Origin of the sequence: Schaalia odontolytica (assembly GCF_005696695.1) — a bacterium.
Lineage (GTDB): Bacteria > Actinomycetota > Actinomycetes > Actinomycetales > Actinomycetaceae > Pauljensenia > Pauljensenia odontolytica_C.
The window spans coordinates 2290296-2303625 of record NZ_CP040006.1 but is presented as its reverse complement, the minus strand read 5'-3'; the positions used below and the strand labels follow the sequence as shown (position 1 = coordinate 2303625).

At 68.2% G+C, this 13330-nt stretch carries 12 protein-coding genes and 1 riboswitch; of the genes, 10 read left to right on the top strand and 2 right to left on the bottom strand.

Annotated features, from left to right (window positions below):
- Positions 1-80 precede the first annotated feature (80 nt).
- The 3 genes from FBF35_RS10215 to FBF35_RS10205 all read left to right on the top strand — a co-directional run bounded on the left by FBF35_RS10215 (position 81) and on the right by FBF35_RS10205 (position 1919).
- Positions 81-536: a RidA family protein gene (locus FBF35_RS10215; RefSeq protein ID WP_003791248.1), complete on the top strand. Its 456-nt coding sequence runs from the start codon at positions 81-83 to the stop codon at positions 534-536.
- Between the two features lie 82 nt (positions 537-618).
- Positions 619-1203: a DUF2249 domain-containing protein gene (locus tag FBF35_RS10210; protein WP_060566012.1), complete on the top strand. Its 585-nt coding sequence runs from the start codon at positions 619-621 to the stop codon at positions 1201-1203.
- 236 nt (positions 1204-1439) lie between these two features.
- Positions 1440-1919, top strand: a complete 480-nt coding sequence (locus tag FBF35_RS10205; protein ID WP_060566010.1) for a hypothetical protein — start codon at positions 1440-1442, stop codon at positions 1917-1919.
- Between the two features lie 528 nt (positions 1920-2447).
- Here FBF35_RS10205 and FBF35_RS10200 read toward each other — a convergent pair.
- Positions 2448-2936, bottom strand: a complete 489-nt coding sequence (locus FBF35_RS10200; protein WP_060566008.1) for a DUF2218 domain-containing protein — start codon at positions 2934-2936, stop codon at positions 2448-2450.
- Between the two features lie 163 nt (positions 2937-3099).
- Between FBF35_RS10200 and FBF35_RS10195 the strand changes: the two genes are divergently transcribed.
- From FBF35_RS10195 to FBF35_RS10170, 6 genes are all read left to right on the top strand, one after another.
- Positions 3100-4569 carry an amino acid permease gene (locus FBF35_RS10195; protein WP_060566006.1) on the top strand — a complete coding sequence of 490 codons (1470 nt, stop codon included), beginning with the start codon at positions 3100-3102 and terminating at the stop codon, positions 4567-4569.
- Positions 4570-4597: 28 nt separating this feature from the next.
- Positions 4598-4699, top strand: a riboswitch (TPP riboswitch).
- Positions 4700-4729: 30 nt separating this feature from the next.
- Positions 4730-5329 (top strand): ECF transporter S component, encoded by a 600-nt coding sequence (locus FBF35_RS10190; RefSeq protein WP_060566004.1) that lies wholly within the window; start codon positions 4730-4732, stop codon positions 5327-5329.
- Positions 5330-5339: 10 nt separating this feature from the next.
- A complete protein-coding gene (locus FBF35_RS10185; protein ID WP_060566002.1) occupies positions 5340-7742 on the top strand; it encodes an ATP-binding cassette domain-containing protein in 2403 nt (800 codons plus the stop codon).
- Positions 7739-8332, top strand: a complete 594-nt coding sequence (locus FBF35_RS10180; protein WP_060566000.1) for a hypothetical protein — start codon at positions 7739-7741, stop codon at positions 8330-8332. The genes FBF35_RS10185 and FBF35_RS10180 overlap by 4 nt, the downstream gene beginning before the upstream one ends.
- A gap of 4 nt (positions 8333-8336) precedes the next feature.
- Positions 8337-9860 (top strand): phospholipase D-like domain-containing protein, encoded by a 1524-nt coding sequence (locus FBF35_RS10175; protein ID WP_060565999.1) that lies wholly within the window; start codon positions 8337-8339, stop codon positions 9858-9860.
- Positions 9861-9913: 53 nt separating this feature from the next.
- Positions 9914-10687: a class I SAM-dependent methyltransferase gene (locus FBF35_RS10170; RefSeq protein WP_060565997.1), complete on the top strand. Its 774-nt coding sequence runs from the start codon at positions 9914-9916 to the stop codon at positions 10685-10687.
- Positions 10688-10715: 28 nt separating this feature from the next.
- Here the strand turns inward: FBF35_RS10170 and FBF35_RS10165 are convergent, their stop codons facing one another.
- Positions 10716-11228, bottom strand: a complete 513-nt coding sequence (locus FBF35_RS10165; protein ID WP_060565996.1) for a hypothetical protein — start codon at positions 11226-11228, stop codon at positions 10716-10718.
- Positions 11229-11478: 250 nt separating this feature from the next.
- On the opposite strand from FBF35_RS10165, the gene FBF35_RS10160 reads away from it, so the two are divergent.
- Positions 11479-13209: an alpha/beta hydrolase gene (locus FBF35_RS10160; RefSeq protein ID WP_082632819.1), complete on the top strand. Its 1731-nt coding sequence runs from the start codon at positions 11479-11481 to the stop codon at positions 13207-13209.
- Positions 13210-13330 lie beyond the last annotated feature (121 nt).

The window sequence follows — 13330 nt, the reverse complement described above, 5'->3', positions numbered from 1 at the left end:
CCACCCCCGGGATCAGCGCAACTAAACTGGAACCGGAGGACGAGGCCCCGGCCTCGTCGATCACAACGAAAGGACCCCTCATGCTCCCCTCCGAGAAGCTCGCCGAGCTCGGCCTCGAACTGCCCGCCGTCGCCACCCCCGTCGCCGCCTACGTGCCCGCCGTCATCGACCGCGGCGTCGTGCGCACCTCCGGCCAGATCCCCGTCGTGAACGGCGAGCCCGTGTGCATCGGCGCGGTCGGCGAGGACGGCGCGGACCCCGAGGACGCCAAGGACGCGGCGCGCGTGTGCGCCCTCAACGCCCTGGCCGCGGCGGCCTCCGTCGCGGGCGGCATCGACAACCTCGCGGGAGTCGTGAAGGTCGTGGGCTTCGTGTCCTCGCGCCCCGACTTCTACGGGCAGGCCGGCGTCATCAACGGCGCATCCGAGTTGTTCGGCGAGATCTTCGGCAGCCAGCACGCGCGCAGCGCCGTGGGCGTCGCCGCGCTGCCCCTCAACGTGAGCGTCGAGGTCGAGGCCGAGTTCCTCATTAAGTGAACGCGCGTGCGCGGCTGAGGCATGCCTACACTGGGTAAGGTTCGCTGAAATGGCCCGTCGGGCCGAAGGATAAGGAAAAGACATGACTGACCGTCAGATGTTCAAGCTGGTCGACGCCAACACCGTCCCGTCCACGGACGGCGGCTGCGGGTGCGGCTGTGGTGGCGAAGGTAAGAAGGCGCGCGCCGAGCAGGCTCCCGCTGCGCAGGCCCCCGAGCAGGGTGGCTGCGGCTGCGGCGGACACGGCCACGGCGCCGAGGCTGTCGAGGCCCCCGCCGAGCACGCCGGTTGCGGCTGCGGCGGCCACGACGCCCCCGCCGAGCGCCCCCACGAGATGGCCGCCGAGCCCATCGCCTCCACGGCCGGTGGCTGCGGCTGCGGCGACGGTGCCCCCTCGGCGGGCAACGTCCACGCTGGCGGCGCCGGCGTCATTCACCGCCCGGGTGCGGACGAGCTGGTCATCCACTCGATCCCCCGAGTCGTGCGCCACGCGGTCCTCTTCGCGGCGGTAGACAACCTGCCCGTCGGCGAGAACATCCAGATCTGCGCGCCCCACCAGCCCGAGCCGCTGTTCGCGCACCTGCAGGACTCCGAGCAGCACTACCGCGTGGAGACCCTCGAGGTTGGCCCCGTGGATTGGCGCTACCGCATCACGCGTCTCGCCTGAGGCTCTTTGACACGCCGAGGCCGTGGCCGACTCTCGCTTCTCCGCGGGGCTGGCCACGGCCTCGTCGTATGCGCACGAAGACGTGGCCTTCCAATGCCTCGCGCATCTGTGCGCCGACGTGCTCGCGCGGGGTCTGATCCCTCGTCTGTTCCCGTGCCCGCCGACGTGCGTAGATGGGCGCGCGTTGGGGTGTCCATTCGCGTGCCTGGGAGCGTCCGACCCGGTACCGTTGGTGTATGAGCTTCTTTGACATGACTTCTGACGCCGACGTTGAGGACGACCTGGATCGCGTCGAGACCGACGTGGTCGTGGACTGCGACATTGAGGCCGCGTGGGCGCTCGTGTCGGAGCCGGGCTGGTGGGTCAACGACGGCCCGCTGGGTGACCACGAGGTGACGCTCGGGGACGACGGCATCTATCGCGTGAGCGACCCGGACGCCGGCGACTGGCTGATCGAGAAGGCCGACGAGGATCCGATGGACGTCGTCGCCTTCCGCTGGTACCCGCTGGCCGACGACGAGCTGCCGGACGAGTACGCGACCCGCATCGAGGTCTCCCTGTCCGAGGAGCGCGGCGGCGTTGCCATCCACGTGGAGGAGTCGGGTCTGGCGTCGGTCTCCGACGACGAGGCCGAGGCCCGCCAGGCGTACGACGATGAGGTCGGCATGTGGGAACAGGTCCTGATCGCGGCCAAGAACTACCTCGAGGGCCGCTGAGCGTCTGAGTTTCCGCGCCAGCATCCGTTGATGTCGGTAAGGTTCCGCTGTCGCGGTATTCGCCGGCGAATGACGCGTAGTTAGCGTGTTGCCAAACTGTGCACCCCCGCAGCCTCACGGCTGCGGGGGTTGTCTGTTGGCGGTGGGTCGCCGGACGTTTGCCGCGGTGGGGCTTGTTGCTAAGTGGTGTTACACCTTTTTGCTGGGTATTACACCAGTTCCCAGGTGGTGTAATGCTCCCTAACTAGTGTAACGCTCCCTAACTAGTGCAATGCCCTGCAGCGGTGAACCGTTTTCGATGCGGATCTCCACGTGACTCGTATTGATACGCGTGGGGGGCTGGGTGCGTGCCCGAAATTTCGCACGTAATTCCCCTGCGACTGTTTCAATGTTTTAAGTCAGAACGTTGGAATTCTGCGGTTTTCGAGACGTTAACGCGTCCGGCCGTCGGGGAATTACGTGCGGAATTGATGGGGCTCGCCGCGCCTAGTCCGCCGTGTGCGCTGGGCCTAGTCCGCCGTGCCAGGCCTACTCCGCGTGCCCGGCCTCGCGTGCCGCCGCCTCGCGTGCCGCCGCCTCGCGGGCGGCCTTCTTGGCGCGGGCGCGAGCCTCGACCTCTTCGGGGGTGAGGGGGCCCTGCGTCGAACCTTCGCTGCGCTCCCATGAAATAGCGAGGCTGTCGCGCGCGCCGAAGCGTGCCAGGTGAATGCCGACGATGAATTCGAGGCGATCGGCGCGCTCGGGCTCCGTGCGCAGCTCAAGCCTCAGATCAGATGCCGATGCGATCACGTCGAAACGCCCCAGAACCGGGCCCTCGCGGTCGAAAAGCAAGTATCCGCTGCCTGCCTCCTCGTCCCAGGAACCCGTGATCTTGTGTGCCATGTGGCTCACCAGCTGCTTGCCGTAGCGTGCGGCCCGCTCGGTGGGAACGGTGGCCACGGAGATCAGGGGGTACGAGGCCTCGGCCGTTGAGGGGGTGGCGGTCTCGCCCGTCGAAGGCGTCGAATTCTGCGTCATAAGGCAAACCTAACTTGAATGTGCTCGTTCTGCCATGCGTGGCTCTGGATTCGGTCATGAGCGTACCTGTGCGGTAGCGTTGGATAGTCAAGCGCGTCACGCGAGCGCGCAAAGACCGCGCAAAACGTCCCAGGTGGGGCGGGAGCAGGCGGAAGGAACAACGATGACAGTCGAGAACGTCGAACACGGTGAGCCCCATCAGGGTGGCGAAAAGCTCCAGCGCACGCTGAAAAACCGCCACATCCAGCTGATCGCCATCGGTGGTGCGATCGGTACGGGCCTGTTTATGGGATCGGGTAAAACGATCTCCGTCGCCGGCCCCTCGATCCTGCTGGTCTACATGATCATCGGCGCGGTCCTCTTTCTGTTCATGCGCACCCTCGGCGAGCTGCTGCTCTCCGACCACAAGTACGCGACCTTCGCGGACATCGCCCGCGACCTCATCGGGCCGTGGGCTGGGTTCGTGACGGGGTGGACCTACTGGGCGTGCTGGGTGGTCACTGGCGTCGCCGACATGATCGCGATCACCGGCTACACGCACTTCTGGTGGCCGGACCTGCCCGCGTGGATCCCCATCGGCGCGACGACGCTGCTGCTCTTCGCCCTCAACGCGATGACGGTCAAGGCCTTTGGTGAGACGGAGTTCTGGTTCGCGCTCGTCAAGATCGTTGCGATCATTGCGCTGGTCGTCGTCGGTTTTGGCATGGTTGCCATGGGCACGGTTGACACCGAGGGCACAGCGGCCGCGGTCTCGAACCTGTGGAGCCATGGCGGCTTCTTCCCGACCGGATTCACTGGCTTCCTCGGCGGCTTCCAGATCGCCCTCTTTGCCTTCATCGGTATCGAGATGGTCGGCACGACAGTCGCCGAGACCGATGACCCGGACAACACCCTTCCCAAGGCCGTCAACTCCATCCCCGTTCGCATCATGCTCTTCTACGTGGCGGCGCTCGCGGCCATCATGATGGTGACCCCCTGGGATCAGGTGAGCCCCGAGAAATCGCCCTTCGTCACGATGTTTTCGCTGACCGGGCTGGGCGCCGCGGCCACGATCGTCAATCTCGTGGTCCTCTCCTCGGCCGCGTCGAGCGCGAACTCGGGCATCTACTCCACCTCGCGCATGCTCTACGGCCTGGCCCGCCAGGAGCAGGCGCCTGGCATCTTCGCCCGCCTGTCCAGCCACCATGTGCCCCTCAACGCCCTGTTCCTGTCCTGCGTGTGCCTCCTGTCGGGCATCGTCATCATGGGGATGGGCGGTTCGATCTCCGCGGCCTTCACGCTGGTGACTTCCGTGTCGGCCACGCTGTTTATGGGCGTGTGGGTGGTCATCGTCGTGTCCTACCTGGTCTACCTGCACAAGCGCCCCGACCTGCATACGGCCTCGAAATTCAAGGCCCCCGGCGGCGCGATCAGCGCATGGATCGTGCTTGCGTTCATGGGCTGCATGGGCATCATCCTGGCGATGTGGGACGATACCCGCCCCGGCCTCGTCTATTCGCTGATTTGGATCGCGTTCATCGTGGGCGCGGCCTTCGCGAACCGCCATTTCCTGCTGCGTCGCGCGTCGCGCGGGGTCCTCGGCGACGGTGGAACGGGTGAGGGTCCGCATACCGGCCCTCATCTGCATGAGTAGCGGAATGAATACCAAGTGACTATGCTCACCAGAGTGCCACGGGAGCTCGAAGCGAGCTGAGAGGGGACCACCCCCGACCGTAGAACCTGATCCGGATCATACCGGCGTAGGAAGGCTCTTCCCTCGTGGCCGCCGTGCAACACGAAGGGAGTATTTTCGCATGGCATCCACTGCTCCGTCCCTCCGCTGGAGGGTCATTGACATCGTCACCGCCGCCGTCCTGGGCGTCGCGTGTGGCCTCATTTTTGTCGTCTGGAACCAGGTGGGTAATGCCGCCCTGGAGGGCCTCAAGGCCATAACCCCCGGCCTGGACGGACTTGCGACGGGCGTCTGGCTGCTGGGTGGCACGCTCGGCGGCTACGTCATCCGTAAGCCCGGTGCCGCGCTCTTCGTTGAGCTGATGGCCGCGACCGTCTCCATGGCTCTGGGATCCCAGTGGGCCGTCGAGACCATCTACTCGGGTCTCGCGCAGGGCATTGGTGCCGAGCTCGTCTTCGCCCTCGTCGCATACCGCCGCTTCAATGCGGCAATCGTGGGCGTTGCGGGCGCCGTGTCCTTCGCGTTCGAGTGGGTTCTCGAGCTCTTCCTTTACGGCCACATCGAGAAGGGCCTGCTCTACAACGTGATCTACCTCGTGTGCGGCGCCGTCTCGGGCGTGGTCCTGGCGGGCATCCTCGCCTGGGCGCTGACGAACGCGCTGGCAAAGACAGGCGCCCTGGATCGCTTTGCCTCCGGCCGTGGAGCGCGTGAGCTTGTCTGATTTCGAATCCATGGACGAGGCCCACTCCGCCTCCTCCCGCCCCGCTTCCTCCCCGGATGGCCAGGTGCCGCTGGGTGAGGGGGCGGGCGCGCGCGTGTGCGCGCGCGGCTGGGGATGGCGTCACGCTGGGCGTAAGAACGCCGCGCTGTCGGGTGTTGATCTCGATATCGCGCCGGGCGAGCGCGTGCTGGTGCTGGGCCCGTCCGGGTCGGGCAAGTCGACGCTCATGGGCGGCTTGGCCGGTCTGCTGGGCGGCGCCGAGGAGGGCGAGGCCACCGGCACGCTCACCGTGGACGGCGTCGCTCCGGCTGATGCCAGGGGCCGCGTGGGCCTGCTCATGCAGGACCCCGAGGCCCAGGTGGTCCTCGCCCGCGTGGGCGACGACGTGGCCTTCGGCATGGAAAACATGGGGGTCGCGCGTGAGGAGATCTGGCCGCGCGTGGAGAACTCGCTCGAGGCTGTGGGCCTGAGCGTCCCCCTGGATCATTCGACGACGGAGCTGTCGGGCGGGCAGAAGCAGCGCCTGGCTCTGGCGTCGATTCTCGCGATGGGCCCGGGCCTGCTGCTCCTGGACGAGCCCACCGCGAACCTGGACCCGAGCGGCGTCGCCGAGGTGCGCGCCGCCGTCGAAACCGTCGTCGAGCGCACGGGCGCGACCGTGGTCGTCGTCGAGCACCGTGTCGACGTGTGGGCCTCCCTCGTGGATCGCGTCATCGTGGTCGCGGACGGCGCGATCGCCGCAGACGGCCCGCTCGACGAGGTCCTCGCGCAGCAGGGCGAGGCCCTGCGTGAGCGCGGCATCTGGCTTCCCGGCGACGACGTCGCCGCCGAGGTCGGCCCCGCCCCCGAGGTCCCCCCGGCCTCGTCCGTGGGCGCGGAAGAGGGCGCGGAAGGGAGAGCGCGAGGCGCCACCCCGATCGCCCGCGTCACCGACCTGACGATCGGCTACGACGCGTCCGCCCCCGTGCGCAGCGGCATCGACTTGACGATCGAGCGCGGGGTCTCCACTTGCATCGTTGGCGCTAACGGCGCCGGAAAATCGACCTTTGCACTGACGCTCGCGGGCCTCCTGCCGCCCCTGGAGGGCGCCGTCGAGGTCGAGACCGCCGACGGCACGGCAGGCGACCCCCACGAGTGGTCCAGCAAGCAACTCCTGGGCCGCATGTCGATGGTCTTCCAGGAGCCCGAATACCAGTTCCTGGCTCCCACCGTCGCCGAGGAGCTCGCGATCGGCCCGCGCGCCGCCGGCATGACCGACGAAGAGATCGCTCCCCTCGTCGACGAACACCTCGAGGCCCTGGGCCTCACCAAACTCGCGCGCGCCAACCCCATGACCCTCTCGGGCGGCGAGAAGCGCCGCCTGTCGGTGGCGACCGCGCTCATCAGCGCCCCCGAGCTGCTCATCCTCGACGAGCCGACCTTCGGCCAGGATCGCGGCACGTGGCTCGGCCTCGTGCGCCTGCTGCGCGCCGCCCTCGAGCGCGGCGTCACCCTGGTGTCGATCACGCACGACCCCGCGTTCGTGGCCGCGATGGGCCAGCGCGTCATCGACCTCGGGCAGGTCGGCACGCGTGGCGCAGCCCCCGAGGATTCGACGGACGAGGCCGGGGCCGCCCCCGCCGGGAACGCACACGATCAGGGCCCGAAGCGCGGCGCCCGAGGCCTCCTCGCGCGTACGAATCCCGTCGCCCGCGTGCTCGCCCTCCTGGTCGCAACGACGCCCCTGCTGATCACGATTGACCCGGTGAGCGCGGCCGTTGCCGTCATTCTCGAGCTCGCGCTCATGCCCCTGTCGGGCGTGTCTGCGCGCAGCTTCTTCCTGAAGGCGACGCCGCTGCTGCTGGCCGCGCCGCTGGGTGCGGCGTCCATGCTGCTCTACGCCTCACCGGGCGGAACCGTGTACTGGCAGTTCGGGCCGGCAGCGATCTCGGACCACTCGATGTGGCTGGCGCTGGGTATCGGCCTGCGCATGTGCGCGATTGTCCTGCCTGCGATTGCTCTGCTCGACCGCATCGATCCGACCGACATGGGCGACGGCCTCGCGCAGATCCTGCACCTGCCCGCCCGCCCCGTGCTGGCGGCGCTCGCGGGCGCGCGCATGATGTCGCTGATGGCGGCCGACTGGAAGGCCCTCGAGCGGGCGCGCCGTGCCCGAGGCGTGGGCGACTCCTCGCGCATCCGTTCCTTCCTGCGAGGCTCCTTTTCGCTGCTGGTCTTCGCGCTGCGTCGCTCCGGCAAGCTGGCCACCACGATGGAGGCCCGGGGCTTCGGCGCGGCAGGCAAGCGAACGTGGGCACGCCCCTCGCGCCTGCGCGCCGCCGATGCCGTCCTCATGGTTGTCGCGATCGCCCTGCCCGCGATCGCGCTGGCCGCGAGCATCTGGGCGGGCACCTTCGCCCTGGTGGGCCGATGAGCGGCCTGACCTGGGAAGACGTGAGTGGGGGAGTGGGCCTGCGGGTCACCGTCCCCGTCACGATGGGCCCCGATGAGGCCGCCCGCGAGCTCGCCCCCCGCCTGAGTGCCCTGGCGGGGGTGCGGGCCCCGGCCTCGTCTGGTGAGGCGGGCACGCGCCGCGGCGTCCCGGTCGTCACGATCGACGGCTACTCCGGCTCCGGCAAGTCCACGCTGGCCGCCGCGCTCGCTCGGCTTGTGAACGGCTGGCAGGTGCTGCACCTCGACGACTGGTACCCCGGCTGGGATGGCCTCGAGGCCGGGGCGCAGATCGCCCGGCGCATCGCCTCCGACCTGCGGGGAGGACGTGCCTCCTCCTACGAGGCCTGGGACTGGGAGAACGGAACAACGGGGGCGACGATCAGCGTCCCCCTCGCCCCGACGATCATCGAGGGCTGCGGCGCCATCGAGGCCGAGGCCGACCTCAGCGTGTGGATCGCCGACCCCGGCGAGGACGAACGGCGCAGCAGGGCGATCGCGCGCGACGGGCAGACCTACGCGCCACACTGGCGGCGCTGGGCCGAGCAAGATCTGGGGCGCTCGATAGACTAGGCGCATGCTGCCGCCGCCTCCCGAACCCCCGCTGTGGGGGTGGCTCCTCTTTGGGGCCATCGATTTCGTGATCCGCGTTGTCGCGCTGGGTGTCGTGCCCAAGCATCGGCGCGCGTCGACCTCGACCGCGTGGCTGCTGCTGATCTTCCTGTGGCCCCTCCTCGGCGTGCCCCTGTACATCATCTTCGGCTCGTGGTGGGCGATGGGCCGCAGGCTCGACGACGACCCGGAGGCCCGCCAGCTGGTCGACGCCATCGTGGCCGGCTCGACCGCGCCCGATCCCGAGAACTACGAGGCGCCGGACGGGCCCGACGGCCTACCCGCGGGCTCTGACGACGACACGGCCTCGATCATGCGACTGTCCGGGACCCTCAGCGGCTTCCCGGCCTCGGTGGGACAGGTCGGTCGCCTCTACAACGACACGGCTGAGACCTTCCGCGCCATGGCCGCCAGCATCGATACGGCCACCCACCACGTGAACGCCCTGTACTACCAGACGTCGTGGGATGAGTACACGGCCCCCTTCTACGAGGCCCTTGAGCGCGCGGTCGCCCGCGGCGTCACCGTCCGCCTGCTCGTCGACCACCACGGCATGCGCACGATCCCGGGCCACAAGGACTTCCGTCGCCGCCTGAACGCCATGGGCATCGAGTGGCACGAAATGCTGCCCTTCGCGCCGCTTCGCGGGCAGATCCGCCGCCCCGACCTGCGCAACCACCGCAAGATTCTGGTCATCGACGGGCGCGAGGCCTACGTCGGCTCCCACAACCTCGTGGCCCCCGACTACGACACCCCCTCGTACGCGAAGGCCGGCATGCTCTACGACGACACGAGCGTGTCCGTCACCGGCCCGATCGTCGCTCAGATCCAGGCGGTCTTCGCCGTTGACTGGTACTACGCGTGCAAGGAGATCCTCACGCCCGAGGTCCTCACCCCGCCCGCCGCGGAGGTTGCGGCAGAGCGCGAGGAGGAGCAGGCCTCGGCGATGCAGATCATCCCGTCGGGCCCCGCGTTCAAGGACGAGCCGAACCTGCGCGCGTTCGTCCACATGATCTCCTCAGCGCGCACGCACGTGTCGATCACGAGCCCGTATTTCATTCCCGACGAGGCCCTGATCACCGCGCTGACGAACGCCGCGCTGTCGGGCGTCGAGGTCGAGCTCTTCGTCTCCGAGCAGTTCGACCAGTTCCTGGTCGGGCACGCGCAGCGCTCCTACTACGGGCCGCTCCTGAAGGCGGGCGTGCGCATCCACCTGTATCACAAGCCGCGGATGCTCCACTCGAAGTACATGATCGTCGACGGGAGCCTGTGCATCATCGGCTCGTCCAACATGGACGTGCGTTCCTTCGGCCTCAACTACGAGATCGTGCTCGTCGCTGACAGCTCGCGCCTGGTCGAGATGCTGCACGGCAATGACGACCGCACGCGCGAGAAGTCTCGCGAGCTCACCTACGAGGAGTGGCGAGGCCTGCCGTGGCACGTCCATTACATCGACAACGTGTGTCGACTGGGGAGTTCGCTCCTGTGAGCGCTCACGAAGATCCGGGAATAAAAGACTCTCCTGATAGGAAAGAGCAAACTTTGTCGAACATCTTGTCCTCCTCGCTTGAGGTCAATCCTTTCGTCGGCGAGGGCGGCGCCTACGACTCCGTGCGCCCCGCCTACCCGGACGAGGCTGTGGCCGCGTTGATCGAAGCGGCGCAGCGCGCGCGAGGTGCTGACGCGTTGGGGCAGGGTGGACCGCTGCGCGCCGCCGACATCGGCGCGGGCACCGGCAAGATGAGTGAGCTCCTGGCGCGCGGCGGCCTCCTCGTCGACGCGGTCGAACCCTCCGAGGCGATGCGCGCCCAGGCCTCGTCGATCGAAGGCGTGACGTGGCACGGCGGCGTCGCGGAGGAGACGGGGTTACCGAACGACGTGTATGACATCGTCGTGTTTGCCCAGTCCTGGCATTGGGTGGATTCCGAGCGCGCGGGCCTCGAAGCTGCGCGGATCCTCAGGCCCGGCGGCGCGCTCGCGATCGTGTGGAACCAGATGGCCGTGTCGATCCCGTGGGTGCATCGCCTGACGCGCATCATGCGCTCGGGCGACGTGCACCGCCCCGACAACCCGCCCACGCCGGGTGGAGGCTTCGCGCCGATGACCCTCACCCAGGTCGCCTGGGAGGACCGCATGACCCCCGAGCAGATCCTCACCCTGGGGACGACGCGCTCCTCGTACATTCGTTCCTCCGAGGAGGGCCGGGCCCGCATGCAGGAAAACCTGCGCTGGTACCTCTACGACCACCTCGGGTATGCGCCCGGGCAGCAGGTCACCATCCCGTACGCGACGCTCGTGTGGCTCACCCACCTGTGACAGGTGAGCGAGCCGCGCGCGTGGAACGTCAGTGGATGGGCTCCAGGAACCTCTCCGAGGCTCCTTCGGGCATGGGGAGCGGGCGTTCCCGCGCGGCACGCAGGGCGGGGTCGAGGACGGCCAGGACCGGATCCCAGGACAGCAGCCGATGAGCGATCGTGAATCCAGCGGAGTCGCTGTTCAGAACGATTTCCTCGTAGACCTGGATGGTCACGCCGTTGTATTCGTGGGCGACGTGCTGGAGGAAGTAGGAGTTCGGGAGGTAGGTGACCTCCTGGAGGTTGAAGTCGGGATCCAGCGCAAAGATCGGGGTGAGATCGCGCCCGTTGGCGCCGACGACGATGGCGACCTCCGGCCGCGCGAGGTTGTTCGTCGCGGTCTCGAGGCTGTGTGACGTCGACGTGAGCGCCGGCGAGCCGACGACCCGCACGCGGTCCACCGTGCGATCGACGTAGCCGCGGAAGGTGATCTGCGGCCTGGGGGGCAGCTTGTTGAGGAGCTTGAGGAGTCCGCGCATATGTTCGGCATGATTGTCAGTCATTGGTCTTCCTGGCTTGTGCGGGGCGCGTCGGGGGTCCGTGGCGCCATTGTCTGGACCGTCTTCGTTGGTGACGACGTCGGTGGTGATGTGCCCACGGTATCCGATTGTTGCCGGTGAGCGAAACCGAATGCTCGTGGGGGTGCATGAGCGTGACTGGCGAGGCGCAGGAAGGGGACGCGTGTCAGCCCTCGGTGTGCGTGGGAGTCCGTGCCTCGTGCCGCTCTCGAATGGGGCGGGCGCGCCTGGCACAATGGGGGCCATGGCTGTGTCGTTTCTGGGAGTGATCGCTGCCCTCGCCATGTACGCGGTGAGCGTGGCGCCGTCGCTGATGGCGCGCTCGTGGGCGTGGCACGCGGTCGCTTCGGGCGTCCTCGTGGCCTGCGGTTACGTCGCCGGCGTCGTCGTCCAGAACGTGGGTGCCCGCGTCATAGCCATGACCGGTCTGACGATCCGCGCATCCGAGCCCGTCGAGATCGGCTTCCGCGTCTGCATCGCCGCCCTCTTCGCGATCTGGTGGCTCTACGCGGTCATCCAGTCCTACCGACGGGCCCGCGTCGCCGCCAGGCTTGTCAACATGCCGGGGGAGACCTTCGGCGAGTACCTCCTGGGTACGGCCGGCACGGTCGTGATTGCCTGGTGTCTCATCCTGATCGTCGGGGCGTTGAACCGCGTGGGACGCATGCTGATCGGGGTGCTCGGCGGCTACATGCCGCGCCCGGCGGCGATCGTCGTGGGCGTCGCGATTCTGGTCGCCATCGTCTTCTTCCTGACGTCCAACGTGATCCTGCGCGGCGGAATCGGCTTCTTCCGCCACCATGCTGAGCAGATGAACACGCGCACCGCGCGCGGTATCTACAAGCCGTTCGTGCCCGAGCGCTCCGCCTCCCCGGCCTCGCCCGTCACCTGGGAATCCGTCGGTGGTCAGGGGCGCGTCTTCCTGGGGCGCGGCCCCTCGCGCCTCGACATCGCCCAGGTCACCGGCGGCGAGGCCATGGAGCCGATCCGCGTCTACTCCGGTATGCCTACGGGTGGGGCGGGCATCGAGCAGGCCGCGGCGACTGTGGTCGCCGAGCTGCGCCGCACGGGAGCCTTCGATCGCGCCGTCATTCTCATCGCCGCGTCGACCGGCTCCGGCTGGGTTGACGAGTGGCAGGTCCAGCCCCTCGAGTTCCTGACCCGCGGCAACTGTGCCACCGCCTCGCTCCAGTACTCCTACGTGCCGTCGGCCCTCAACTGGCTGACCGGCCTCGAGCCGGCGCAGGAGGCCTCGGCAGCGCTCTTCCGCGCGGTGCGGGCCGAGCTCGACACTATGGACGAGGCCGACCGACCCGCGCTCTTCGTCTGCGGTGAATCCCTGGGGGCTTTCGCCTCGCAGTCGGTTTTCTCCTCGGTTGAGGAGGCGCTCTCCCAAGTGGATGGGGCCCTGTGGGTGGGGACCCCCGCCTTCACGCCGATGCACGCCGAGCTGACGGCAGCCCGCCACAAGGGAAGCCCCGAGGTCGCCCCCGTCGTCTACAACGGTCGGCGCGTGCGCTTCGTGAACGAGCCATCCGACCTGCGCACCGACCTGTACGGGCGCGAGCTGGGGCCGTGGGGCTTCCCGCGCTTCGTCTACGCCCAGCACGCCTCCGATCCGGTCGTGTGGTGGAATCGGAAGATGCTCTGGATGCAGCCCGATTGGCTGCGTGAGCGCGCGGGCCGCGACGTGTCTCCCTTCGTTGAGTTCACGCGCTTCGTCACCTTCATTCAGGTGCTCGCCGACCTGCCCGTCGCGGGGACCGCTCCCGGCGGCCACGGCCACACCTACAACGAGGAGCTGATCCCCCTGTGGCGGGCGATCCTCGGCTTCGATCTCCTCTTCGACGAGGCCCCGACTCACCCGCGCTTGGCCGCCCTGGATGGTGAGTGGGTCGACGAGGAGATGGTGGAGCGTATCGGCATCGTCGTGCGGGCGAACCTGGAGCTGTCTGACCGGCAGTAGGGCGCCCGCGGCGTACCGTGGCATGTTTGTCGAGGTTGTGGGCCTGCCATGTATCAGTTTGTGTTAGTTTGCTATGGTATTTACCGTGTCAAATGAATTCTGTATCATCCAGAATTTCAGT